The organism is Bradyrhizobium sp. 192, from assembly GCF_023100965.1.
Classification (GTDB): Bacteria; Pseudomonadota; Alphaproteobacteria; order Rhizobiales; family Xanthobacteraceae; genus Bradyrhizobium; species Bradyrhizobium symbiodeficiens.
This window is the reverse complement of the sequence record NZ_CP064690.1, coordinates 1366239-1391673: the sequence shown is the minus strand read 5'-3', so window position 1 is coordinate 1391673 and position 25435 is coordinate 1366239. Positions and strand designations below refer to the sequence as shown.

Sequence of the window (25435 nt, the reverse complement as noted above, 5' to 3'; positions counted from 1 at the left end):
GGGGTTTGGAGCCGCTGCATGTCATGCCGCGGCGCCATCCTCCGGCTTGATGCGGAACCAGGCCACGTAAAGCGCCGGCAAGAACAGGAGGGTCAGCACGGTGCCGACGATGATGCCGCCCATCATGGCGTAGGCCATCGGCCCCCAGAAAACCTCCCGCGAGATCGGGATCAGCGCGAGGCTGGCCGCGGCGGCGGTGAGCAGGATCGGGCGCATGCGGTGTTCGGTGGCTTCGATCACGGCCTGCCAAGCGGGCTTTCCTTCCTCGCGCAGATGTTCGATCTGCACGATCAGGATCACCGAGTTCCGGATCAGGATGCCGATCAGCGCCAACACGCCAAGGATGGCGACGAAGCCGAGCGGAGCCCTGCTCGGAAGCAACGCCGCGACCACGCCGATCAGCGCAAGGGGCGCCACCGCAAATACCAAAAACAGCCGGCTGAAGCTCTGCAACTGGATCATCAGGATGGTCGCCATGATGAACAACATGACGGGAATGACCGCGGCGATCGGCGCCTGCGATTTGGCGCTCTGCTCGACGGCACCGCCGATCACCACCTGGTAGCCCACCGGCAGTTTCGCCGAGAATTCGGCGATCGGCTGCTGCAATTGCTTGACGATGGTGGCCGGCTGCACGTCGTCGAGCACGCCGGCGGCCAGCGTGATGGTAGGAAGTCGCGAGCGTCGCCAGATCGTCGGCTGCTCGAGCTGGTAGCGGAATTGCGCCACGGCCGCGAGCGGTACGGACTGACCGCTGCTGCCCGACAATTGAAGATTCCGAAGGGTTTCGATCGAGCCGCGTTCCGAGTCGTTGGCGCGGCCGAGCACGTTGATCAGATAGATGTCGTCGCGCACCTGAGTGATTGAGGTTCCATCGACGATGCCGTTCAACGTCGATGCGATATCCTTGGTGGTGACGCCGAGTTGGCGTGCCTTGTCCTGCAAGACTTCGACCTTTACGACGCGGGCCGGCTCCATCCAATCGAACACCACGCTGCCGAGATGCGGATTGCCCGACATCAACCCCGCGAGTTGCTGGGCATAGGCGCGGACTTTTCCGACGTCCGGACCGCTGAGCCGGTACTGCACCGGCCGGCCGACCGGCGGGCCGATGTCGAGCAGCTTCACGTTGGCGTCGGTCCCGGGAAACATCTTCTTCAGGTAGGCCTGTAATTCGCCTCTCAGCCGGTCACGGGCCTCGAGATTCCTGGTGACGATCACCATTTGACCGAAAGAGACGTCCGCGGGCTGCACGTCGAAAGACAGCACGAAGCGCGGAGCCCCCTGCCCGACATAGGTCGACCAGTGATCGATGTCGCGCTGCCCTTGCAGGGCTTCCCGCTCGAACTGCGCCATCTGCGCGTTGGTTTCCGCGATCGAGCTGTTCTGCGGCAGATTCCAGTCCACGATCAACTCGTTGCGATCCGACGACGGAAAGAATTGCTGCTGCACGTAGCTCAGACCGAAGACCGAAAGCAGGAAGGCGCCGAGCGTCACGCCGATGGTGAGCCAGCGGTGGTTCATGCAGAACCTGAGTGCGCGGCCGAAGGCAGCCGAGAACCTGCCCTGTTTCTCGTGATGGCCTTCCATCCTGCTCGGCAGGATGGCAACCCCGAGCAAAGGCGTGAACAACACCGCGACGATCCACGACACGATGAGCGAGACGGCGATGACGACGAACAGGGTAAAGGTGAATTCGCCGGCCGCGCTGCTGTTGAGACCGATCGGGACGAAACTGGCGACGGTGACCAGCGTGCCCGTCAGCATGGGAAAGGCTGTCGAGGTATAGACGTAAGTCGCCGCCTTGGCGAGCGTATCGCCCAATTCCAGCCGGGCCACCATCATCTCGACTGCGATCATGGCGTCGTCGACCAGCAGGCCGAGAGCGATGATGAGCGCGCCCAGCGAAATGCGCTGCAGCGAGACGCCGGTATAGAGCATGACAACGAAGGTGATTGCGAGCACCAGCGGGATCGATATCGCGACCACGAGGCCCGCGCGCAAGCCGAGGCTGATGAAGCTGATGGCCAGCACGATGACGATCGCCTCGAACAGGGCACGGGTAAAGCCGGAGACCGCCTCATCCACGATCTTCGGTTGGTCCGATACCAGATGGATCTCGGCGCCGACCGGCAGGTCGCCGGAAATGCGCGCCATCTCCTTCTGCAGCGCCTCGCCGAACTTGAGCAGATTGGCGCCCGGCTTCATGCCGATGGTGAGGCCGATCGCCGGCTTGCCGTTGAACCTGAACAGCGACGTCGGCGGATCGACGTAGCCGCGACGGACGGTTGCCACGTCCGTCAGCGGGAAAAAGCGATCGTTGACGCGCAGATTGATCGACTTCAGGCTCTCTTCGGTGGTGAACTGGCCGCTGACCCTGACGAGAATGCGTTCCGGCCCCGCCTGCAGCACGCCCGACGGCGTGATGGCGTTCTGGGCCTGGAGCGAGGACTGTATCGATTGCTGGTCGAGCCCGAGCGCCGCGACCTTTCGGGTCGAGAACTCGAGATAGATCACCTCGTCCTGCGCGCCGACGATATCGACGCGTCCGACGTCCGGGACCTGCAACACCTTGGCGCGCACGTCCTCGACGCGGTCGCGCAACTGGCGCTGTGTCAGGCCGTCGCTGGTGAGCGCGTAGATGTTGCCGAAAACGTCGCCGAAGCGATCGTTGAATGCCGGGCCGACGACACCGCTCGGAAAGTCGCCCTGGATGTCGGCGATCATGTTGCGGACGCGCAGCCAGGTCGGCACGACGTCGCGAGCCCTGGTGGTATCGCGCAAATTCACGAACACCGTGGTCTGACCGGGCGTCGTGATGCTCTTCGTGTAGTCGAGCGTTTCGAGCTCTTCCAGCTTCTTCTCGATCCGGTCGGTGACCTGCTTGGTGACCTCCTCAGCCGAAGCGCCCGGCCATTTGGCCTGGATCAGCATCGTCTTGATCGTGAAGGCCGGATCCTCCTCGCGCCCCAGATTGACATAGGCATACAGGCCGACAGCCATGAAGGCGATCATGAAGTACCAGACCAGCGCGCGGTGATGCAGCGCCCAGTCGGAAAGATTGAAGGGTTTCAATTTGCGGGTTCCTGTTCGAGGCGGACCTTCTGGCCCTCCTTGAGATGATGCACACCGGCGGTCACCACACGGTCGCCGGCCGCGATACCGCTCGTCACGTCGACCGAGCCGTCATCGTTCGAGATGACTTCGACATTGCGCGTTGCGACCGACCTCGTCGCGGGATCGAACACCCAGACGCTGGACTTGCCGTCCCGGGTCAGGATCGCCGACGACGGTAGACGACATCCCGGTACCGGCTTGCCTGGAATGAATGTCGTGATCGTCGATCCCAGGCGAAATGTTTCGGGCGGCGATTCGAGCGTGATGCGAACACGGCGCAGACGCGTCAGCGCGTCGGATTGCGGGCCGATCTCGCGCAACTTGCCCTCGGCGCGGCTGTCGGGATCGAGCTGCAGGCTGACTGTCAGCGGCATGCCTGTTTGCAGGGTTTCGGCCAGATCGGAGGCGACGTCGATCACCGCCTCGCGGACGTCGGGCCGAGCCACGGTAACGACGGTCTGCCCGGGACTGACGATCTGTCCGACCTGCGCGCCGACGGCCGTCACCACACCGGCATATTCTGCGTTGAGCTTGGTATAGCCGAGTTGCTCGCGCGCCTTGGCGAGATCGGATTGGGCGCGAACGACCCCGGCCTGTGCCGCCGCATAGCCTTGTTCGGCGGAGTCGAGGCTTGCTTGCGTGGTGGCACCGGTTTCGAGCAGGGTGCGCTGCCGCCCCGCCGTGCCGGACGCGTTGGACAGCTGCCCCTGGGCAGTAGTCAGCGCCCCCATGATGGACCTCACAGCCAGTTCGGCCGCGGTCGCATCCACGGCCGCGAGCGGCTGCCCCTTATCGACAATGTCGCCGACATTGACCCTCCGCGCGATCAGGCGGCCCAGCATGCGAAATCCGTAGTCGGTCTGATATCGCGGCTGGATCGTTCCAACCACGCTGATGCTGGCGGCACCGCGCGGGACAACCACCATAGAGAGAACCGGCCGGATCGGGTCGGGCGCGGCGGACTTGTCGCCACAACCGGCGAGGATCGCGCAGGCCGCGATCATGCCAAGGGTCCGGAGGCGGCTCATGCGTCGTCCCCTTCAAAGGTCACGATCTGGCCGGGCCGCAGCAATTTCCCGCCGCTCGTGACGACGCGCTCGCCGAGAGCAAGCCCGGCGCCGACCACGAAAGTGCTCGTTTCGTAGCTTTCGACGAGGATGTCCCGAAGTGAAACGGCATGGGTCGCGGGGTCGATGACCCATACGGCTGGCCCCTTCAGGGATGCCGACATTGCATCCCAGGGCAACACGATCTTGTCGACGGGCCGGCTCTTGCCTTCCCCGATGACGACGCTGCCCAGGGTCATTTCCGGGGGCGGATTCAGGATATCGATCTTGACCTTGACGGTCCCGGTCTTGGGATCGAGCGTGGGGGAAATTTCGCGAACCTTGCCGAGCGCGGTAATGTCTGGCTTCGACACCAGCGCGAGCTTGATCGTGTCGCCTTCGGGCTTTTGCAGGAAGATGGATTCGTAGACGTTGAAGACCGCGTCGCGCGCACCGTCTTCGGCGAGCGTATAGGCCGATTGCGCCGATTGCGCGACCTGGCCGACCTCGATGGTGCGGGCCGTAATGATGCCTGCCGCACTTGCCCGAAGCTCCGTATATCCGAGGGCATCGGTCGAAGTGCCCAATTGGGCCCTCGCGGCTTCGAGATTTCCTTCGGCGGTATGGAGCGCTTCCTGCGCCTGATCGTAAGATGGCCGGGTCGTGAATCCGCTGGCCATCAAGGTTTGCTGACGCTGGAAGTTTGCCGTGGCCACCCGCAATTGCGCTTCGGCCGAGGTCACGGCGGCCTCCGCGCCTTCGAGGTCGGCGCGCTGTTCGGTGGGATCGATCCTGGCCAGCACTTCACCGGCCTTGACGTGGGCTCCGACATCGACGAGGCGCTCGGTCACGCGCCCGCTCACCTGAAACGACAATTCGCTGCTGACGCGCGCCTGGACATCGCCGGACAAGCGGATGGCAGTCTGGCGCGGCTTCAGGCTAACGACCTCGGATTTGACCAGCGCCGCAGGACGAACAGGCGCCTGGTCTCTCCCGCAGGCGGAAGTCGATACCGCCAGCAAGACCAAAAGTTGAATCCGGAAGAGTGATCGCATCGCCTGCCTATGCAAAGTAGCAAGGCAGGATTATTATTGACTAACTGCAAAGTCAATAATAATGTCGTGGCGGTGATTTTGTGGTGGTAAATGACAGGTGAACCCAAGAAACGAGCCCGTCGGAAGGCGGAGCGTCCCGGGGAAATTCTTGAAGCGGCGTTCGAGGAGTTCGTGAAAAGCGGTTATGCCGCCACTCGCCTGGAGGACGTCGCCGCGCGCGCCGGGGTGACGAAAGGGACAATCTATTTCTACTTCGACACCAAGGAGCGGGTCTTCGACGAGATGATCCGCTACAAGTCACAGTCGTTCTTTCCCAAAATTCAAGACTACGCGAGCGGATTGCATGGTAGCTGTGCAGAGCGCCTGCGATCGATGATCGTCTTCGTCCATAAGTACATCGCCGAAGACCGATCCTCGCGCGAGACGCTCCGCTTCCTGATCGCCGAGGGCAGCCGGTTTCCCGGCTTGGTCGACCGGCACTACGACGAATTCATTCGCCCGATGATCGAGCGTTTCGAGGAGCTGATCGCAGACGGCATCGCCGCGGGTGAGTTCCGGCCGTTTCCTGCTTCGGCATTCACCGAACTGATGTTGAGTCCAGGCTTGTTCCTCAGCTTCTGGTCGCTGCTTTTCGGCAGTCGCCGGCCGATCGACGTTGAAGCATTTACCGAGGCGAGTATCGACTTGCTGATGCAAGGCATCGTGCAACCTGCCTTGCATCACAATCGCGGCTGACGGGGGGCGGTCGAGATCGTCGGCCGCGGCTGGACGATACGCATATCGGATCACGCCATGATCCTGGCGCCGTGCTTGTTGCCGGTCCGAATGTCCCTACAATTGTCCCTCGCAACAGGCCGCAGCAGCAAATCCTCAGTCATCGGGAAACATCATGGCCGAACTCCCCGACATCCCCCTGCCCGCCGGAATCCGCTCGCGCACCGTCGACGGCATCAACGGCTTGCGCATGCATGTGCTCGAGGCGGGCTTCGAGACCAAGGGCCGTCCCTGCATCCTGCTGTTGCACGGTTTTCCGGAGCTCGCCTTCTCCTGGCGCAAGGTGATGCCGACGCTGGCTGCTGCCGGCTATCACGTGATCGCGCCGGACCAGCGCGGCTATGGCCGCACCACGGGCTGGACAGCGGACTATGACGGCGACCTCACGCCGTTCTCGCTTCTCAACCTCGTGCGCGATGCGCTCGCCCTGGTGTCGGCGTTCGGCTACAGGCAGGTCGATCTGGCCGGGCATGATTTCGGCAGCCCGGTTGCGGCCTGGTGCGCACTGATCCGGCCCGACGTATTTCGCTCGGTGACGCTGATGAGCGCGCCGTTCGGCGGAGCGCCGACGCTGCCGTTCAATACGGTCGACACACCGGCAAAGCCGCCCGCCGAAGACCCTGTTCATCGCGAGCTCGCCGCGCTGCCGCGCGCGCGCATTCATTATCAATGGTACTATTCGACACGCCCGGCCAATGCGGACATGCTGCACGCGCCGCAGGGCGTGCATGATTTCCTGCGCGCCTATTATCATCACAAGAGCGCCGACTGGACCGATAACAAGCCGTATCCGCTGAAATCGTGGTCAGCCGGCGAGCTGGCAAAGCTGCCGACTTACTATGTGATGGATGCCGGCGAGACCATGGCCGAGACGGTCGCGAAGGAGATGCCGTCGGCCGCGGCGATCGCCGCCAATCGATGGCTGCCGGATAGCGACCTCGCCTACTATGCCGCCGAATATGGTCGCACTGGATTCCAGGGCGGGCTGCAATGGTACCGCTACGGCACCACGGGCATGCTCAACAGCGAGATGCAATTGTTCGCGGGCCGCAGTATCGACGTGCCCTCATGCTTCATCTCGGGCAAGCAGGATTGGGGCACTTATCAGCGCCCCGGCACCTTCGAGGCGATGCAGGGGCGCGGCTGCACGAAGATGCTCGGGTGCCACCTCGTCGACGGCGCCGGCCATTGGGTGCAACAGGAGCAACCCGCCGAGGTAAGCCGGCTGCTGCTCGACTTCCTCGCCAGGGCCGGCACGGCCTGATTTGACCCGGAAACGGAGGCGCCCTATATAGTTTAGAATAATTCTAAACTATCGAAACAGGGCCGCCGTGAAGAATTTTGCCGACCTGACCGAGCGCGAGGTGCTTGCGGTCGCGATCTCCTCCGAGGAGGAGGACAGCCGCATCTACATGACCTTCGCGGAGGACCTGAAGGAACGCTATCCGGACTCTGCCAAGCTGTTCGAGCAGATGGCCGAGGAGGAGCGCGGCCATCGCCATATGCTGCTGGAACTCTATGAGCAGCGCTTCGGCCCGCATCTGCCGCCGATCCGGCGCGAGGACGTCAAGGGATTCCTGCGCCGCCGCCCGGTCTGGCTGACCAAGAACCTGTCGCTCGACGCCATCCGCAGGGAAGTCGAGACCATGGAGATGCAGGCGGAGCGCTTCTATGTGAAGGCCGCCCAACAGGCCCAGGATGTCGGCGTGCGCCGCCTGCTCGGCGATCTCGCCGAAGCCGAGAAGGCCCATGAGGAGACCGCCGCAAAGCTGACCGGCGAGATCCTGAATTCCGACGTCCGCGCCGAGGAGGATCGCACCAACCGCCGCATGTTCGTGCTGCAATACGTGCAGCCGGGCCTCGCCGGCCTGATGGACGGTTCGGTCTCGACGCTGGCGCCGCTGTTTGCGGCGGCCTTCGCCACGCACCAGAACTGGCAGACCTTCCTCGTCGGTCTTGCCGCCTCGATCGGCGCCGGCATCAGCATGGGGTTTGCGGAAGCGCTCTCGGACGACGGCTCGCTGACAGGCCGCGGCTCGCCCTGGCTGCGTGGTCTCACCTGCGGGGCGATGACGACGCTCGGCGGGCTCGGCCATACCTTGCCCTATCTCGTGCCGGACCATTGGGCCAACGCGTTCTGGATCGCGACCGCGATCGCCGGCGTCGTCGTGTTCTTCGAATTATGGGCGATCGCCTTCATCCGCGCGCGCTACATGGACACGCCGTTCCTCCAGGCCGTATTCCAGATCGTGCTCGGCGGCGCGATCGTGCTGGCGGTGGGGATATTGATCGGGGCGGCGTAGGCGCGTCAATCGCGGTCAAACAGCCGTTGCAGCATTCGGACAAACTGCGCATCATCCTCCGACAACAAGAGCAGGAGAAGCGCCGTGGCGAGATCGGAATGGAGTTTCAAGAGCGCGGTCGAACTGTCGGCCGCGTTGACCGCAAAGAAGGTCTCCGCGCTCGAGCTTACCCAGGATGCCATCGACCGCATCGAGCGTCACGACGACAAGGTCAATGCGATCTGTGTGCGCGATTTCGACCGCGCGCTGAGTGCCGCGCGCGATGCGGACGCCGCCTTGGCGCGCGGCGAGCGCAAGCCCTTGCTCGGCCTGCCCGTCACGGTGAAAGAATCCTTCAACATTGCTGGCCTGCCCACGACCTGGGGCTGGACGCCGCAAAAGGATTTCAAGCCGACGGAGGACGCGCTGTCGATCTCCCGGGTGAAGAACGCCGGCGGCGTCATTCTCGGCAAGACCAACGTTCCCGTGGGCCTGGGGGACTGGCAGAGCTACAACGACATCTACGGCACGACCAACAATCCATACGATCTCGGCCGCACGCCCGGCGGCTCATCGGGCGGCTCGTCGGCAGCGCTTGCGGCCGGCTACGGACCGCTCTCGCTCGGATCCGACATCGGCGGCTCGCTGCGCGTGCCCGCATTCCATTGCGGTGTCTATGCGCACAAGCCGACCTACAATATCTGCCCGACGCGCGGCCATACGCCGCCGCCATTTCCGGCGATCCCGATGGAACGCGATATGGCGGTGATCGGTCCGATGGCGCGGAGTGCGGCCGATCTGACGCTGCTGCTGGACGTGATGGCCGGTCCCGATCCGATCGACCTCGGCGTCGGCTACAAGCTCGCGCTGCCGGATGCACGCCACGACAAGCTGAAGGATTTCCGCCTGCTCGTGATCGACAGTCATCCCTTGTTGCCCGCGAATGCCGACATTCGCGGCGCGATCGAGACGCTGGCCGGGCGATTGACGGGCGCCGGCGCGAGCGTCGCGCGCGAAAGCCCGCTGTTTCCCGACTTCCGCGAGGCCACGCGCCTCTATATGCGCATGTTGATGAGCTTCCTGGGCGCCTTCTTTCCGCCCGACATCCTCGCCGGCGCGCGGGCCGGCGCGGCGCAGCTCTCACCCGACGACAAGAGCCTTGCTGCAGAGCGGCTCCGCGGCATGACCAGCACCCATCAGGCCTGGGTGTTCGACGAGGGCGCGCGCGCCGGGCTGCGCGCGCAGTGGCGGCAGTTGTTCAGGACATTCGATGCGGTGATCTGTCCGATCATGCCGACCCCCGCCTATCCGCATGACCATTCGCCGGAGCAGGAGAAGCGCCAGATCAATATCGATGGCAAGGACCATGTCTATCCGGACCAGCTTGCCTGGCCCGGCATCGCCACGCTGACGGGCTTGCCGGCCACGGCCGTTCCGCTCGGTCTGTCCAAGGAGGGCCTGCCGGTCGGCGTCCAGATCATCGGCCCCTTCCTCGAAGACCGCACGCCGCTGAAGCTTGCCGAGCTAATCGAGCGCGAATTCGGCGGGTTCACGCCGCCGAAAATGTTCGACGATTAGTGCTCCCCGTCGGGGTGAGGAGCCCTTGCGACCAAGCAATCCAGATTGCATCCGCGGAGACATTCCTGGATTGCTTGCTGCCCATAAATCAATCGCTAACCAAACAATCTTTTCCCGGGCGATGTGCCAACCGGACATCTGGCGTTTATCCGGCTGGCAATTGTTCGCCACTAGACATTGCAGGTCACGGCAGCCCCCCAGAGAGGAAGTCGCGGGGGGCGCGTTGCGAAATCCGGAGTGCTTCTGAGCCTGGTGAAGGCGACCGCTCAAATCCAGCAAGAGTGATTGCGTGATAAAGGACACAATCGAGATAGGCGCGCTCCGCGATCCCTATCATCGCGCCAATCCGGACGAGACGCTGCCCGAGAGATGGCGCACTCCGATTGCCATAGCGATCGGATGCGGGCTTCTGGGCATCGTGCTCCGTTACCTCGCGCGGGAACACGCGACCGCCGACGCCGCCGAGTACATCACCTGGTATACCTTTGCGCGAGATCATGGCATTGGCGGGCTGGCCGAGGCTTTCACCAACTACACGCCGTTTTACAGCTACCTGCTGCTGATCGCTGCCCGATTTGACTGGCTGGGCCAGCCGCTGTCCCTCGTGAAGATGATCTCGGCAATCTTCGAGGTCGGCTGCGCGGTCGTCGTGGCCCGGATGGTCTGGCGCGTGACAAGCGTGCCGTTGCGCGCGTCGCTGGCTTTCTGCGCGGTGTGGCTTGCGCCGACGGCGCTCTTCAACGGGGCCATGTGGGGACAGGCCGATTCGATCTGGGCTTTCTTCGCGCTGATTTCCGTGGCGATGTTCATGGGGGACCGAAACGGCGTTGTGCCATTCGCAGTCGCCTGTTCGGTGAAGGCCCAGGGCGTCTTCCTGGGGCCGTTCGTGTTGGGCATGATCCTGCGTCGCAGGATCCATTTGGCATGGCTTGCCGCAATTCCGGCAGCCTATGCGGTCCTCGCCATTCCGGTCCTCGTCGCCGGCAGATCCGTGGTCTCCGTGCTCGGGGTCTATCTCGACCAGGCTCACACCTTTCACCGCCTCACGATGAATGCAGCGAATGTCTGGGTATTCGCCGGCGGAACGCCGTACGCGGTCGGAGTTGCCGCCGGCCTCGTGCTCGCAGCGGCGAGCGGACTTGCCCTGTCGATCTTCATCGCACAGTCCAAGCGGACGGGCCCGGAGTTCATTCTGCTCGTCGCGTGCGTATCGCTCGTCCTCATGCCCTACCTGCTTCCAAAGATGCACGAGCGCTATTTCTATGCGTTCGAACTCGCGTCCATCGCCCTGGCCTGCCTCAATCTGCGCTATCTGCCCTTCGCGGTGATCGCCCAGGTGGATGGCGTACTATCATATCTCGCATTCGAGAGCGGGATCGTCATGGGTCTGCTGCCGGCGGCGCTCTGCAACACCGTTCTCGTGTTCTACCTCGTGCTCGATCTACGCCACGGCGAAATTGGATTTCGCTTTGCGAGGTTTGCCTGGCTTGGCTTCACCACATCGACCGCGGGATTGTTCTCCTATTTGCTGTTCGCGGGTCCCGGCCTGAACGTATCCCTCGCCTATATGCTCGTCGCAGGTCTCGCCACGGCCATGACGCTGCTGCTCGTGAAGGAGACGCGCTGCGCCCCGGCCGACGCTCTCGCTGCGTCGCGTTGACTCGAGTTCCCGGCGACGACGGCGTCCGTTGCGCTAGCTGTCGAAGACGATCACGCTACGCAGCGTCTTGCCGGCTTTCATGTTGGCAAAGCCTTCGTTGATCTCGCTCAGCTTCAATTTCGCTGAGATCCAGTCCTCCAGATGCAGCCGTCCCCGCAGGTAGAAATCGACCAGTCGCGGCATGTCGACGCGGAAATGGTTCGAGCCCATCGAGGAGCCCTGGATCCTGCGCTCGCGCAGGAAATCGAAACCGTGCAGCTCGATCTTCTGGCCGAACGGGATCATGCCGACGATGGTGGCCGTGCCGCCGGAGGCGAGCATGCCGAACGCCTGCTCAGCGGTTTCCTTGCGGCCAAGCACCTCGAAGGAATGATGCACCCCGCCATTGGTGAGGTCGCGCACCTGCTTCACCACGTCGCCGTCGGCGGGGTTGACGATGTCGGTCGCACCCAGCTTGGTCGCGAGCTGGAGCTTGGCCGGATTGGTGTCGATGGCGATGATGCGGCCGGCGCCTGCGATCTGGGCGCCGTTGATCGCGGCCATGCCGACGCCGCCGCAGCCAATTACCGCCACGGTTTCACCCGCCGTCACTTTCGCAGTATTCACCACGGCGCCATAGCCGGTGATGACGCCGCAGCCGATCAGCGCGGCGAGATCGAGCGGCATTTCCTTGCGGATTTTGACGATCGCGTTCTCGTGCACCAGCATCTGCTCGGCAAAGGACGAGAGATTGAGGAACTGGTGCAGCTTCTCGGGCTTCGACCACTGCATCCGGTTCGAGACGCCCGGCAGCAGCTTCACGGTGGTGTCGGTGCAGAGCACGGTGCGGCCCGTCGTGCAATTGTCGCAGGTGCCGCAGAACACCGACAGGCAGGTGACGACGTGGTCACCCGGCTTGACGTAAGTGACATCGGAGCCGACCTGCTCGACGACACCGGCGGACTCGTGGCCGAGCACCGCGGGCAGCGGATGCGGGTAAAGCCCTTCCATGAAATGCAGGTCGGAGTGACAAAGCCCGGCGACCGTGGTGCGGATCAGGACTTCGCGCGGGCCGGGCTTCGGCAGGCTGACATCCTCGATGACCAGCGGCTGGTTGACTTCATAGAGGACGGCGGCCTTCATTAAGCACACTCCCTGTCGCGTTTCTTGGTTTGATCGTGGCGTGCAGCCTACGCTGCCAGAACCAGTTCGCCAACCTCGCTCATGCCGGCTGAGCGTTCGCCGAGCAGCAGCGCGGCGAGCCTGGCCTGCGTGGCATTTTCCGTGAGCCGGAACGGATCGCTCGGTGCCACCCGATGATCGATCACCAGCCGCGACAACAGCAGCCGGCGCGCATCGCCGCGCATCTCGTGGATGCGGTGTGCTTCCCAGGCGAGCGCGACCGCGCTTGCGACATGATAGAGCAGGCTCGTCGCACGACGCGCATCGGCTTCGTTCTCGGATTTCCCCGCAACCTCGCGCGCGAAGCCGACGGCGCGATCGACCAGGCCGCGCAGATTGTCGCGCCAGGCCTGCGGCACTGACGCGCTGTCATCGAGCCGGGCATGCAGATCGGCCGCAAGCGCGGATTCCGCGCCATGGCGGCCGACCGCGCGCCTGAGCGCATCGATCGCGACGATGTTGCCGGTGCCTTCCCAGACCGAACCGAGATGCGCGTCGCGCAGCAGGCGCGGCGTGGCGAACTCCTCGATATAGCCGATGCCGCCGCGCATCTCGAGCGCATCACCGCAGACCTTTCGCGCATCACGGGTGGCGCGGAATTTCAGCGTCGGGGTGAGAATGCGCAACAATGCCGCCGCATCCTGGCTGCCGGCCTCGGCACGGTCGAGCGCGTCGGCGGTGAGGAAGCTCATCGACAGCGCCTGCTCGACCGGTAGCATGATCTTCAGCATCTGCCGCCGGCCGAGCGGCAGGTCGATGATGCGGCTGCCGAACACCACGCGGTTGGTCGCGACCGTCATGGCGTCGTGATAGGCGCGGCGCATCAGCGCGGTCGACTTGACGCCGTTGGAGAGCCGCGACGAGTTCACCATCTCGGCCATCTGCACGAAGCCGCGATCGAGCTTGCCGACGGCATAGGCGATCGCGCCTTCGAGCTTGATCTCGCCCGAGGCCATCGAGCGCGTGCCGAGCTTGTCCTTCAGGCGCACGATCCGGTAGTGGTTCTGCGAGCCATCGTCGAGGAAGCGCGGCATCAGGAACAGGCCGACGCCGCGCGTGCCGGGGCCGGCGCCCTCGGGACGCGCCAGCAGCATCACGACCTTAGCGTCGGCGTTCGAGCAGAACCATTTTTCGCCAAAGAGCCGCCAATGGTCGCCCTCCTGCACCGCGCGCGTGGTCAGCGTGCCGACGTCGGAGCCACCCTCCTTCTCGGTCATGAACTGGCCGCCCTGGGTCAGCTTGCTCATGTCGGTCGAGGTCAGGCCGTCGAGATATTTCGCCTTCAGCGCCTCGCTGCCGAAATTCGCCAGCAGCTTGGCGCAGCCGTCGGTGACGTTGATCGGGCAGCCCATGCCGAATTCGGTCTGGTTGAACAGGAAGGTGAAGGCGTGCTTGGCCACGACAGGGTATTTGTCCGGCCAGCCCATGATGCCCTTGCGGAGCGAAAGCGCGTGGATGCCGAACTCGCCGAACGCGGCGTTCTCCAACTCGCGATAGGCCGGGTGATATTCGATCCACTGCACGTCGCGGCCGAACTTGTCGCGCTGGTGCAGTACCGGCGTGTGCCGGTCGGCAAGCCGCGCGCACTCGTCGAGGCGACCTCCGGCGAGCGCGCCGAGGCGGTCGAGATGCGGCTCGATGTGACGAAACAGCGCGTCCGGCAGGTGGATGCGCAACAGGTCGGCCAGCGCGGGGTCGGCGCGGTAGAAGTTCATGCCTGATGTATCGGGCGCCAGCAGGCCGGATGGTGCGGCCGCGACATGTCTTGCCTGCCCTGTGACCGGCTTGTGCATGATCGTCCTCTTCGTTCCTACCCCTGCGAACATTTTGCGCTGATTTGGCGCTTGCCGCGTTGAATGATGTCGATCATGCTCCAGGCAAGAGAAGCGATAAAGCCGCAAATTGTCAGGGAGGCATGAGCGCCGTGAAGGAGCAATTCGCTCTGCGGAATTGTGACCAACTCGACTGGTCGTCAGCCCGGACCGTGCATAGATCAGCGGCTCCCTGTCTCCGAGAGATCACGCCATGGAACATCCGAAATACAAGATCGCTCTCATCGTCGGCGCCGGTGAAGGCCTGAGCGCCTCGCTGGCACGACTGCTCTCCAAGCAGGGCATCCGCGTCGCGCTGGCCGCGCGAAAGATCGAGAAGCTCGGCGCGCTCTGTAGCGAGACCGGCGCCAGGGCCTATGCCTGCAACGCGACCGAGCCCGACGAGGTCGAGCGGTTGTTTGGCCTCGTCGAGCGCGAGATCGGCACGCCGGACGTCGTGGTCTACAACGCCAGCGACCGCACCCGCGGCCCGTTCGTCGACCTTGTTCCGGCCGACGTCGCGCAAGCCATCGCGATCAGCGCCTATGGCGGCTTCCTGGTGGCGCAGCAGGCGGCCAAGCGCATGTTACCCAACAAGCACGGCGCGATCCTGTTCACCGGCGCCTCCGCCAGCGTCAAGGGCTACGCGCAGTCGGCCTCGTTCGCGATGGGCAAATTCGCGTTGCGCGGCCTCGCGCAGAGCCTGGCGCGCGAATTGTCGCCGCAAGGCGTCCATGTCGCGCATTTCGTCATCGACGGCGGCATCCGCAGTGCGGCGAGGACGGAAGCCGAAGACAAGCCGGATTCGATGCTCGATCCCGATGCGATCGCGGAGAGCTATTGGAACGTCCTGCAGCAGCCGCGCAACGCCTGGAGCTGGGAGCTCGAACTGCGGCCCTGGGTGGAGAAGTTTTGAAGACGAGGTCGTAGGGTGGGTTAGCCGCAGGCGTAACCCACCTCTTCTATCTCCGCGGTGACAGAAGTGGTGGGTTACGCCGAGCGGTTTTGCGCTTCGCGCAGCCCGCACGGCTAACCCACCCTACGAGAAGCAAACGAGAGCAGGGAGGAACAATGACCACTGAATCCACGATCGACACCGGCACCAACGAGCTCCTCTGCGTCATCCGCGACCGCGTCGCGATCATCACGCTGAACCGGCCGGAGGCGCGCAATTCGCTGTCGGATGCGCTGACCCCGGCGCTGCGCACGATGATCCGGAGTTGCGGCGAGGATCGCAACGTCGGCGCGCTCTTGATCACCGGCGCAGGCGAAGCGTTCTGCGCCGGCGGCAACGTCAAGGGCATGGGCGCGCATCGCGACAAGTCAAAGCTCGATATGCCACTTGAAGATCGCATCGCCGATCTGCAGGAACGGCAGCGGCTAATCACCGGCGCGCTGGTGTCTGTGCGCAAACCGACCATCGCCGCCCTGCCCGGCCCCGCGGTCGGCGCCGGGCTTGCCATCGCCATGGCCTGCGACATCCGCATCGCCGCGCAATCGGCCTTCGTCGCCACCGGCTATGCCCGCATCGCGCTGAGCGGTGATTACGGAATCGCCTGGCTGCTCACACGTCTGGTCGGGACTGCGCGGGCGCGGGAGCTGATGTTCACCGGCGACCGCGTCAATGCCGCGCGCGCCGAGGCCATCGGCCTCGTCAACCGCGTCGTGCCTGACGACAAATTGCAGGCCGAAGCCTTTGCGTTGGCGAAGTCGCTCGCCGAAGGCCCGCGCCTGGCGCTGCGCTACATGAAGGACAATCTCGACGAGGCCGTGCTGTTCGACTTCGAAACCGCGCGCGACCACGAAGCCGAGCGGCTGATCCGCCTCACCACGACCGCCGACCACAAGGAGGCGGTGCAGGCATTCATCGAGAAGCGCAAGGCGGTGTTCACGGGGAAGTAGCGGGATTCGCCCGGCATTCCGTGGGCGATACGCAGCATCGAGCCCGGAATCCATCGAGCCGCAAAACACCTGGTGAAATGGATTCCGGGTTCGCGCTACGCGCGCCCCGGAGTGACGGTGTGGAAACAGCTCGCCCATCCAATGACAGCGAGAAAGCAAAAGAAGCCCGGCACTGAAAACCAGGCCGGGCTTGCAGTTGTGTCAAACCGAGGCTGAGGGGCTTTCGGCCTGACGGGAAAGGGCGGCGAGGCGCCAGCTGGCGCAGGGAATATCCTTGGCTGCGACGCTGATCCCCTTGTCGAAGCGCACCAGCTTCCAATCATCGGGGTGAGTGACGAAGGCGAAGCCGGATTTGCGCGCGAGCGAGATCATGGTCTCGTTGGAGCGCAGCGTGTCGCCAAAGATATGCTCGGCGCCAAGCGCGGCGGCGCGGCATTCGAGATTCTTCATCAGCGCTGTGGCGATGCCGCGGCCCTGCCAGCGATCATGGACCGACAGGCCGAATTCGAGCGTCGCGGTTTCAGCGTGCAACGCATAGCGCGCTTCGGCGACGATGGTCTCGAAGCCGTCGACCATCATGGTCGCGACCACGGTGAAACGTTCGCGCTCACCGATCTGGAGGAAGTCGTGGAGCAGGCCGTTCGGCAGTTCGCTGATGGCACCGAAGAAGCGGTTGTAGCGGGAGCGGGTCGAGAGCGAGCGGAAATAGTGCTGAAGCTCCTCGGTATCGCGCGGCTCGACGAAGCGGACGTCGAGCGCTGTGCCATCGCGGGTGCGCAGCGTGTCCGAATATTGCTTGAGGTCTTCAAGGCGGAGAGTGCTCATGATACGAGCCCTTCACAAAAGGGACCGCCGGCGCCCCTGTCATCAGGCGGCGCCGGCCTGGCGGCCAATCAGGCCCGCCAGAAGGGTTTGTCGGCCTCATAGGCGATATCGGACCAGGACAGTCCGACGTCGTGGAGATCGCGCGCGGTCCAATGGGCCAGCTCGCGCCTGGTGCGGTAGCGCTCGTGCCAGACATGAAGTGCCTCGCCGATCTGCTGGATCAGGCTTGGCGCATGATGATTTGTCATCGAATTATGGGTCAAAGTAGACATTTGAAGCTCCTTGAGCTAACTTCACTGCTAATATCTTCCTCTTAGTGCACTGCGACAAACGACAATTTGTACCCATTCGCATGAATTAACGTCATGTATCCTGCTTCCAGATGACTGCCAGATTGCCCTCCCTCAACGGATTGCGGGCGTTCGAGGCCGCCGCGCGCCACCTCAGCTTCACGCTGGCGGCCTCCGAGCTGAACGTGACGCAGACCGCGATCAGCCATCAGATCCGAAGGCTCGAGGAGGAGCTCGGCATCCGCCTGTTCATCCGGCAGAACCGCGCGCTGGCGCTGACGCCGGAAGCGCGCGACTACCTCCCGGGCGTCCGCGCCGCCTTCAACGATCTCCGGCTGGCCACCGATCGTCTACTGCGCAAGGACGACGACAAGGTGCTGACGGTCTCGACGCTGGCCTCGCTCGCGGCAAAATGGCTGCTGCCGCGGCTGACCGATTTCCAGGAAAGCCACCCCGGCATCGACGTGCGCATCACCACATCCACCAGCCTGGTCGATTTCCAGCGCGACAATGTCGATGCCGCCATCCGCTATGGCCGCGGCCAATGGCCGGGCCTGCGCACTGACTGGCTGATGGCGGACGAGCTGTTTCCGGTGTGCAGCCCGTCGCTGCTGCGCGGCGACAAGCCGCTGCGCCAACCGGAGGATTTGCGAGGCTATCCGCTGCTGCACACCTCGAACGCCAACAGCGACGATTGGCGGCTATGGCTGACCGCGGCGGGGCTACCGGCCGATATCGCGCGGCAGCCCGGTATCACCTTCGACATGATCTTCATGACCATCCAAGCCGCGATCGACGGCATCGGCGTGGCGATGGGACGGACCTCCTACGTCCAGGACGACATCGCCAAGGGCCGCCTCGTGGTTCCCTTCAAGATCGCGCTGCCGGCCGACGCCGGCTTCTACCTGGTCGCGCCCGAGGGGCGCCGCGAAACGCCGAAGCTGACCGCATTCCGCCAATGGATGCTCGCTGCAACGCAAAATAAAGCCTGAAAAATCATCAGCTTCCGCGGCAAAATCGATTGACTCGCCGCGTCCTGCGCGAGAAAGGATGGGACATATTGTCACAGCAACAATCTGTCGCCTTGCCGTGAAATGATTCCCGGTCCGGCCACGTCTCGAAAGGGAGCAACGCCATGGTTGGACCAGCAACCAATCCGCCTGAACTCAAATCGCGCATCGGCGCGATCCTGCGTGCCACCTCAGGCAATTTCCTCGAACAGTTCGACTTCTTCCTGTTCGGCTTCTATGCGGCCGCGATCGGCAAAGCGTTCTTCCCGTCCTCTGATGAAACGGCATCGCTGCTCAATACTTTCGGCGTATTCTGGCTCGGCGCATTGATGCGGCCGGTCGGCGCGATCGTGCTCGGTTCTTACGTCGACCGCATCGGCCGCCGCCAGGGCCTGATCGTCACGCTCGGGATCATGGCTATCGGCACCGTCGTCATCGCGTTCTGTCCGAGCTACGCGACCATCGGCATCGCCGCGCCCGTCATCGTGCTGATCGGACGTTTGCTGCAGGGCTTCTCCGCCGGCGTCGAACTCGGCGGCGTGTCGGTTTATCTCTCGGAGATCTCCACGCCGGGCAATCGCGGCTTCTACACCTCGTTCCAGTCGTCGAGCCAGCAGGTCGCGATCTTCGTGGCGTCGATCCTCGGCTATCTCCTGTCCGAGGTGATGCCGGCCGACACCGTCGCCGCCTGGGGCTGGCGCATTCCCTTCTTCGTCGGCTGCCTGATCATCCCCCTGATCTTCTCCCTGCGGCGGACGCTGGAGGAGACGCCGGCCTTCCTCGCCATGAAGAAGCATCCGACGGCCAGCGAGGTGTTTGCCTCCGCGCTCGCCAACTGGCGCATCGTCATCCTCGGCATGATGATCGCGATCCTGACCACGACGACGTTCTACTTCGTCACGGTGTACACGCCGACCTTCGGCAAGACCGTGCTGAAGCTGTCGACGCAGGACGCACTGCTGGTCACGCTGCTCGTTGCCGTGACCAACTTCTTCTGGAATCCGGTCGGCGGCGCGCTGTCCGACCGCATCGGCCGCAAGCCGGTGCTGATCACGATCGCCTGCCTGTCGCTGGTCACCGCCTATCCGGCGCTGCACTGGCTGGTGGCGGCGCCGAGCTTCGGCAAGCTGCTCGCGGTCGAGATGATGTTCTCGTTCTATTTCGGCGTCTACAGCGGCACCATGCTCGGCGCGCTGGTCGAGATCGTGCCGGCGCATGTGCGCACCACGTGCTTCTCGCTCGCCTTCGCGCTCGCCGCCGCCCTGTTCGGCACCTTCACGCCGTTCGCCTCGACCTTGCTGATCGCGCATACCGGCGACAAGGCATCGCCCGGTTATTGGCTGATGCTCGCGGCCGTGCTCGGCATCATCGCGGCAGCGACGGTCTACCGCGGCGGCCGCCGGGCGGTGACAACGTATGATGCCGTGGCGGAGCCAGTGGCGGGGCACTAGATTGGTGTCATTCCGGGGTGCGTCGAGGAGGCGAGCCCGGAATCCATCGTGCGACAAGAGTGCTGGGAGAAAATGGATTCCGGGCTCGCGCTACGCGCGCCCCGGAATGACGGAGGCTTACAGCTCCACCACCACGTAATCGCTCTCGACGCTCACCGGGATCGTCTCGGCGACATACGGCCCCTTCACGACGCTCGCACCCGGCTCGACATGGGCCGGATAGGCCTTCACGCGGAAGCGGCGGGGATCGCAATAGGACTGCCCGGTACGGATGTCGAACTCCCAGCCGTGCCAGGGGCAGCGGATGATCTCGCCGAGTTTCGTATACTCGATCTCACCGGGCTCCTTCGACTGAGCAAGACCGATCAATGGGCCCTCGCACAGCGCCGCGCCCTGATGCGGGCAGCGGTTCATCAGGCCGAAATATTCGCCCTTGATGTTGAAGATCGCGATCGGCCGCCCCTCGATCTCCAGGAGTTTTCGCGTGCCGGGCGGCAACTCGTCGACCGACGCAATGACGTGTCTTGCCATCAGGAAATGCCGTACAGCTTCTTGGCGTTGCCCAAATAGAACGCCTCGCGGTTGGCTTCGCTGACACCAGCCGGCAGCACGCGTGACGGCTCGTCATAATCCCAATGCGGATAATCGGTCGCGAACAGCAGACGATCCCAGCCGATCCACTTGATGACGTCGAACAGATCTTCGCGCCGCTCCGGATCCTCCATCGGCTGCGTGGTCCACCACACCTGCTCTCGGATATATTCCGACGGCGGCCTTTTTACATGCGGCACTTCGCTCCTGAGCCGCTGCCAGACCTTGTCGAGCCGCCAGGCCAGCGAAGGCGCCCAGCCGAAGCCGGCCTCGATCATCACCATCTTCAGTTTCGGGAAGCGCTCGAACACGCCTTCCAGCACGAGGCTCGCCAGCGCCGATTGCTGGCACTGCGAATGGCCCACCATCTCCTCGATGTAATAGGACGGCCAGCCCGACGGCGTGATCGGGTTGCCGCCGAAGCCGAAGGCGTGGACGCCGACGGGAAGACCGGCTTCCTCCGCGGCCTGGTAGATCGGCCAGTAGCGGCGCTGGCCGAGCGGCTCGACATTGCGGCTGAGCAGCAGCACCTGCACGAAATTCTTGTCGCCGGCGCGCTCGCGGATCTCGGCGGCGGCCGATAGCCCGTCCTCATTGCCGACGACGATGGAGGCTTTCAGCCGCTTGTCCTTGCTGGTCCATTTGTCGATCTGCCAGTCGTTGATCGCCGAGCACAACGCGGCCGAAAGCTCGTGATTGCGGATGCCCTGCCCGGTGTTTAGGGGATTGAGCACGCCCAGCTGCACGTTGTTGGGATCGAGCAGCTGCTTCTGCATGAATGACAGCGAGGAGCCTTGCGGGCCGCCCTCGGGCGGATAGGCATCGCGGCGCGAGGCGTTGGGCTGGGCCTTCGGATAGGGCGGGCCTTCCATCATGCCCTGATAGGCATGGACGCCGTAAATCTCGAGATGATGCTGCCAGCGTTTGGCGAGATAGGGATAAAGCTCGGTCCGGGTGGCGCGTGCCGGATGGATGTCGCAGTCCGCGATCGCGGTTTTGACGGTCAATGGGGAAGCGGCTTCTTGACTCTCGCGGAATTGGATATTCATCGCCTTGCCTCCTTTGGCAGCGGGCTCATGTCAGGCGGGGATAGGTCGCATGCGGATTTTCGATCATGATCTTGCGCACGAGATCGGGGGTGAGACCTTCGGGCAGCGCGTCCTGGCCGTCGAACTGCCAGTGCGGATAGTCCGTGGAGAATAGGACCAATTCATCGGACTGCATATGATCAAACAGGCGAATTAATGTCTCGGCCTCCGGCGGCGCATCAAATGGCTGTAAGGAGAAGCGGATGTTGCTGCGCACAATATCCAGCGGCGCGCGATCGACCCAAGGCGTCTCCATCCGCACCCCGCGCCAGAACTTGTGCAGGCGCCAGAGATAGGGGGAGATCCAGGAAACGCCGGACTCCAGCATCACCATTTTCAGGCGCGGATATTTGGCAAACACGCCCTCGACAATCAGGCTGGTGAGCTGGGCCTGGAACGCCTGGGCCTGCCCGACATAATCCTCGATGTGGTAGGACCCCCATCCCACGGCGGTCGGCGGATTGTGATAGGCGGAACCCGCGTGAATGCCGACGGGAAGCTCCAGCCGTTCCGCGGCCTCATAGATCGGCCACAGCGCGCGCTTGCCGAGCGGCGTATCGCCCATCACCAGCATCAGCACCTGGACGAAACGCTTGTCCTGCGCGCAGCGTTCGATCTCGGCCACGGCCTTCTCGACGCTTTGCGTCGGGATCACGATCGAGCCGCGCAGCCGCTTGTCGCGGTCGAGCCACTCCTTCACCAGCCAGTCGTTCAGCGCGCGGCAGAAGGCAGCCTGCAAATCTTCCGAAAATACCATCTGCACGCCGTAGAGCGGATTGCAGATCGCGTAGCTGAGCTGGAAGGGATCGAGCACATGGCGCTGCATGTCCTCCAGGCTCTCGCCGGGTTTTCCACTCTCGGGGCGCCAGTCGGGCCGCGCCGTGATCGGTGAATTCTGCGGATAGGATTGCGAGACGAGGTCGACCATGCCGCGCGTCGTCACCTGGTCGCGCCAATAGTCGTTCAGGTAGGGCAGCAGGCTGGTCAGATGCGGCACGGCCGGATGCACGTCGCAATCCACCCCGCCGGCGATCAGGGACGCCATGACGTCTCCCTTCTCACGTTTGCTCGTATGTCTCTTCTTGTACCCGCTATTCAAGCAGGCCTGCCCGTCGCCCGCAACTCGGCCAAGCGTCCTGTCATATGCTAGGAAGGCTGAGCTCGGTTGCGAAGGGATAAGGGGTCAGGGATGAAAGAGCTCGTCGGCATTGCGGAACAGGTCGCGGCGCAGCTGATCGCGCGCAAGCAGACCATCGCCGTCGCGGAATCCTCGACCGGCGGCCTGATCGCGGCCAGCCTGCTCGCGGTGCCCGGCGCGTCCGCCTATTTTCTCGGCGGCGCGGTGGTCTACACCCGCGATGCCAGGCGCGTGCTGATGGATATTTCGGACGAAGGAATGAAGGGCTTTCGCTCCTCGTCGGAGCCCTACGCGCGACTGCTGGCGGAGCAGATGCGCAGCCGCTTCAACTCCGACTGGGGCCTGTCAGAAACCGGCGCAGCCGGCCCCACCGGCAACCGTTACGGCGACGCCGCCGGCCATAGCTGCATGGCGGTGAGCGGACCTGTGGCGGAGGTGATGACGCTGGAGACGGGAAGCGGCGACCGGCTTGCGAACATGCAGGTGTTTGCGGCGACGGCGCTGAAGCTGTTGCTGAGGAAATTGGAAGGGTGAGCTGCTGTGGAAGCCAGCGAGCCGGGACAATCTCGCCACCAATACCGCTGTCATGCCACGCGAAAGCGGGGCATCCAGTACGCCGCGGCCTAGCGATTTAATCACGACCGTCTCGGCGTACTGGATCGCCCGGTCAAGGCCGGGCGATGACAGCGGAGATTGGAGCATCAACTACCGCCCCAAATGCCTCATGAAGATCCGCACCACATATCCCTGCACCCGCGGCGCCTCGTCGTAGATATCGGACGCGATCCGTTCGATGGTCTCGCGCAGGGACAGGAATTGCGCCTGGCGCGCGCTGCTTTCGGTGCCCTGCATGCCGGCGAGCTCGTCCATCGCGGCATCGCTGATCTGGCACTGCACGACCTCGCCGTCGTTCAGCATGGTGAAGCGGAAAGCCAGCCGTTCGCGGTCATGGCCGATGATCCTGTCGCGCGTGAGCGGCATTGAGAACGGTCCGGTCGGCCCCAGGGCCGACAATGCTGAAAATCTCCACCCCTGTCAGCAGCGAAGCGACGGGAGCACCGCCCCTACTGGAACGCGACTTCGGCAAAACTGCGGAGCTTTCGCGAATGCAGCCGCTCCGATTCCTGCTGCTTGAGCCGTTCCAGCGCCTTCAGCCCGATCTCGAGATGCTGGCCGACGCGGCGGCGGTAGAATTCGCTGGCCATTCCGGCGAGCTTGATCTCGCCGTGCAGCGGCTTGTCGGAAACGCAGAGCAGCGTGCCGTAGGGGACCCGGAAGCGGTAGCCGTTGGCGGCGATCGCGGCCGATTCCATGTCGAGCGCGACCGCGCGCGATTGGGACAGGCGGCGGATCACCTCGGGGCCGCTGATCTCCCAATTGCGGTTGTCGACGCTGGCCACAGTCCCGGTGCGCATCAGGCGCTTGAGCTCGAACCCCTCGAGGCCGGTGACGTCCTCGACCGCCTCCTCGAGCGCGACCTGCATCTCGGCCAGCGCAGGGATCGGCACCCACGGCGGCAGCTCGCGGTCGAGCACGTGGTCTTCGCGCACATAGCCGTGGGCGAGCACGTAGTCGCCGAGGCGTTGCGTGTTGCGCAGGCCGGCGCAATGGCCGAGCATCAGCCAGGCATGCGGGCGCAGCACGGCGACGTGGTCGGTGACATTGCGCGCGTTGGACGGGCCGGTGCCGATGTTGATCAGGGTGATGCCGCGATAGCCCGGCGCGACCAGATGGAAGGCCGGCATCTGCGGCATGCGCGCCGGTGCATCTCCACTGGTGGCACCGCCGCTGCGCATGACGACGTTGCCGGGCGCGACGAAGGCATCGAGGCCAGCCTCGCTCGCCTGGAGCCGCTGCTGGGAGAGCTGCGCGAAGGCGTCGACATAAAACTGATAGTTGGTGAAGATGACGAAATTCTGGAAATGCTCGGGGTCGGTGCCGGTGTAGTGATAGAGCCGGCGCAGCGAGTAATCGACGCGGGCGGCGCGGAACAACGACAACGGCTCGGGCGCTCCGGGCTGAAGCTCGAAGGTACCGTCGGCGATGGAATCGTCCATGGTGGCAAGAACGGGCACGTCGAACGCATCGCGCAGCGATCGCGCGACGGGGGAATTCTCGCTGGTGGTGATCGCGGCTTCGATGTTGATGTCGCGGCGATATGCGAAATGGATCGGGATCGGCTCGGCGGATTCGCCGATCTCGACGGGCACGCCGTGATTCTGGATCAGGAGGCCGATCTGCTCGGTCAGGTAGGCGCGAAACAGATCCGGCCGCGTCACGCTGGTCTCGTGCACGCCGGGGCCGGCGACGAAACCATAGGCAAGGCGCGAGTCCAGCCGCGCATGCGTCGCCGTGGTGACGCGCACGAAGGGATAATAGGCCCGCACCCGCGTCGTGATCGCCTCGCCATTGACGTAAGCCTCGAACCGGTCGCGCAGGAATTTGGTGTTGCGCTCGTAGATCTCTTCGAGCCGCGCCACGGCAAGCGAGGCGTCGGAGAAGGATTCGGTGGCGATGGTGGGAAGGGATTGCATGGTTCGACCGCCGGGTTGCTGAGGCTTGAGTCGAACTATAGCAAAGAAGAAGGTGTCGTAGGGTGGATTAGCGCAGCGTAACCCACCACTTCCGCTTGTGCGGATGGAGAAGCGGTGGGTTA

The 25435-nt window shown here is 64.0% G+C and carries 22 protein-coding genes; 10 read left to right on the top strand and 12 right to left on the bottom strand.

What is annotated here, in order from left to right:
* Nucleotides 1–21: 21 nt before the first annotated feature.
* The 3 genes from IVB24_RS06550 to IVB24_RS06540 are packed head-to-tail and all read right to left on the bottom strand — an operon-like array spanning nucleotide 22 to nucleotide 5218.
* Entirely contained in the window at nucleotides 22–3075 is a 3054-nt protein-coding gene (locus IVB24_RS06550; RefSeq protein WP_247772471.1) for an efflux RND transporter permease subunit, read from the bottom strand.
* Nucleotides 3072–4145: an efflux RND transporter periplasmic adaptor subunit gene (locus IVB24_RS06545; RefSeq protein WP_247772470.1), complete on the bottom strand. Its 1074-nt coding sequence runs from the start codon at nucleotides 4143–4145 to the stop codon at nucleotides 3072–3074. Before IVB24_RS06545 ends, IVB24_RS06550 begins: the two co-directional genes overlap by 4 nt.
* On the bottom strand, nucleotides 4142–5218 hold the full coding sequence (locus tag IVB24_RS06540; RefSeq protein ID WP_247772468.1) for an efflux RND transporter periplasmic adaptor subunit: 1077 nt from the start codon (nucleotides 5216–5218) through the stop codon (nucleotides 4142–4144). Before IVB24_RS06540 ends, IVB24_RS06545 begins: the two co-directional genes overlap by 4 nt.
* 90 nt (nucleotides 5219–5308) lie before the next feature.
* Between IVB24_RS06540 and IVB24_RS06535 the strand changes: the two genes are divergently transcribed.
* From IVB24_RS06535 to IVB24_RS06515, 5 genes are all read left to right on the top strand, one after another.
* Nucleotides 5309–5953 carry a TetR/AcrR family transcriptional regulator gene (locus tag IVB24_RS06535; protein WP_247772466.1) on the top strand — a complete coding sequence of 215 codons (645 nt, stop codon included), beginning with the start codon at nucleotides 5309–5311 and terminating at the stop codon, nucleotides 5951–5953.
* A 154-nt stretch (nucleotides 5954–6107) separates the two neighbouring features.
* Nucleotides 6108–7256 carry an alpha/beta hydrolase gene (locus IVB24_RS06530; RefSeq protein ID WP_276578219.1) on the top strand — a complete coding sequence of 383 codons (1149 nt, stop codon included), beginning with the start codon at nucleotides 6108–6110 and terminating at the stop codon, nucleotides 7254–7256.
* A gap of 67 nt (nucleotides 7257–7323) precedes the next feature.
* Nucleotides 7324–8295 carry an iron exporter MbfA gene (mbfA, locus tag IVB24_RS06525; protein WP_094976631.1) on the top strand — a complete coding sequence of 324 codons (972 nt, stop codon included), beginning with the start codon at nucleotides 7324–7326 and terminating at the stop codon, nucleotides 8293–8295.
* A gap of 84 nt (nucleotides 8296–8379) precedes the next feature.
* Nucleotides 8380–9852, top strand: coding sequence for an amidase (locus IVB24_RS06520; RefSeq protein ID WP_247772465.1), 1473 nt, complete (start codon nucleotides 8380–8382; stop codon nucleotides 9850–9852).
* Between the two features lie 289 nt (nucleotides 9853–10141).
* A complete protein-coding gene (locus IVB24_RS06515) occupies nucleotides 10142–11512 on the top strand; it encodes a hypothetical protein (RefSeq protein WP_247772464.1) in 1371 nt (456 codons plus the stop codon).
* Nucleotides 11513–11545: 33 nt separating this feature from the next.
* Here the strand turns inward: IVB24_RS06515 and IVB24_RS06510 are convergent, their stop codons facing one another.
* The gene (locus tag IVB24_RS06510) at nucleotides 11546–12634 is read right to left on the bottom strand and encodes a Zn-dependent alcohol dehydrogenase (RefSeq protein ID WP_094976628.1); all 1089 of its coding nucleotides are present in this window, start codon (nucleotides 12632–12634) and stop codon (nucleotides 11546–11548) included.
* A gap of 47 nt (nucleotides 12635–12681) precedes the next feature.
* Nucleotides 12682–14466, bottom strand: a complete 1785-nt coding sequence (locus IVB24_RS06505) for an acyl-CoA dehydrogenase family protein (protein WP_247772462.1) — start codon at nucleotides 14464–14466, stop codon at nucleotides 12682–12684.
* Between the two features lie 232 nt (nucleotides 14467–14698).
* Between IVB24_RS06505 and IVB24_RS06500 the strand changes: the two genes are divergently transcribed.
* Entirely contained in the window at nucleotides 14699–15400 is a 702-nt protein-coding gene (locus tag IVB24_RS06500) for an SDR family NAD(P)-dependent oxidoreductase (protein ID WP_247772460.1), read from the top strand.
* Between the two features lie 155 nt (nucleotides 15401–15555).
* A complete protein-coding gene (locus IVB24_RS06495) occupies nucleotides 15556–16386 on the top strand; it encodes an enoyl-CoA hydratase (RefSeq protein WP_247772458.1) in 831 nt (276 codons plus the stop codon).
* A 201-nt stretch (nucleotides 16387–16587) separates the two neighbouring features.
* Here IVB24_RS06495 and IVB24_RS06490 read toward each other — a convergent pair whose 3' ends face one another.
* Nucleotides 16588–17211, bottom strand: coding sequence for a GNAT family N-acetyltransferase (locus tag IVB24_RS06490; protein WP_094976624.1), 624 nt, complete (start codon nucleotides 17209–17211; stop codon nucleotides 16588–16590).
* A 68-nt stretch (nucleotides 17212–17279) separates the two neighbouring features.
* Complete coding sequence (locus IVB24_RS06485; RefSeq protein ID WP_094976623.1) at nucleotides 17280–17483, bottom strand: DUF1127 domain-containing protein; 204 nt, start codon at nucleotides 17481–17483, stop codon at nucleotides 17280–17282.
* 110 nt (nucleotides 17484–17593) lie between these two features.
* Here IVB24_RS06485 and IVB24_RS06480 point away from each other — a divergent pair, with 110 nt between their 5' ends.
* Entirely contained in the window at nucleotides 17594–18493 is a 900-nt protein-coding gene (locus IVB24_RS06480) for a transcriptional regulator GcvA (protein WP_247772457.1), read from the top strand.
* A gap of 143 nt (nucleotides 18494–18636) precedes the next feature.
* Entirely contained in the window at nucleotides 18637–19962 is a 1326-nt protein-coding gene (locus IVB24_RS06475) for an MFS transporter (protein ID WP_247772455.1), read from the top strand.
* A 117-nt stretch (nucleotides 19963–20079) separates the two neighbouring features.
* Here IVB24_RS06475 and IVB24_RS06470 read toward each other — a convergent pair whose 3' ends face one another.
* Genes IVB24_RS06470 through IVB24_RS06460 form a run of 3 tightly spaced genes read right to left on the bottom strand, consistent with a single transcriptional unit; the run spans nucleotide 20080 to nucleotide 22686 of the window.
* Nucleotides 20080–20493 carry a Rieske (2Fe-2S) protein gene (locus IVB24_RS06470; protein ID WP_247772454.1) on the bottom strand — a complete coding sequence of 138 codons (414 nt, stop codon included), beginning with the start codon at nucleotides 20491–20493 and terminating at the stop codon, nucleotides 20080–20082.
* Nucleotides 20493–21602, bottom strand: a complete 1110-nt coding sequence (locus IVB24_RS06465; protein ID WP_247772453.1) for an amidohydrolase family protein — start codon at nucleotides 21600–21602, stop codon at nucleotides 20493–20495. Before IVB24_RS06465 ends, IVB24_RS06470 begins: the two co-directional genes overlap by 1 nt.
* A gap of 25 nt (nucleotides 21603–21627) precedes the next feature.
* The gene (locus tag IVB24_RS06460) at nucleotides 21628–22686 is read right to left on the bottom strand and encodes an amidohydrolase family protein (RefSeq protein ID WP_166467993.1); all 1059 of its coding nucleotides are present in this window, start codon (nucleotides 22684–22686) and stop codon (nucleotides 21628–21630) included.
* Nucleotides 22687–22830: 144 nt separating this feature from the next.
* Between IVB24_RS06460 and IVB24_RS06455 the strand changes: the two genes are divergently transcribed.
* Nucleotides 22831–23313: a CinA family protein gene (locus tag IVB24_RS06455; RefSeq protein WP_247772451.1), complete on the top strand. Its 483-nt coding sequence runs from the start codon at nucleotides 22831–22833 to the stop codon at nucleotides 23311–23313.
* A 171-nt stretch (nucleotides 23314–23484) separates the two neighbouring features.
* On the opposite strand, the gene IVB24_RS06450 is transcribed toward IVB24_RS06455, so the two are convergent.
* Together IVB24_RS06450 and IVB24_RS06445 are read right to left on the bottom strand one after the other, a co-directional pair.
* Nucleotides 23485–23760: a DUF1488 family protein gene (locus tag IVB24_RS06450; RefSeq protein ID WP_166476272.1), complete on the bottom strand. Its 276-nt coding sequence runs from the start codon at nucleotides 23758–23760 to the stop codon at nucleotides 23485–23487.
* A gap of 83 nt (nucleotides 23761–23843) precedes the next feature.
* On the bottom strand, nucleotides 23844–25313 hold the full coding sequence (locus IVB24_RS06445; RefSeq protein WP_247772450.1) for an AMP nucleosidase: 1470 nt from the start codon (nucleotides 25311–25313) through the stop codon (nucleotides 23844–23846).
* Between the last annotated feature and the right edge of the window lie 122 nt (nucleotides 25314–25435).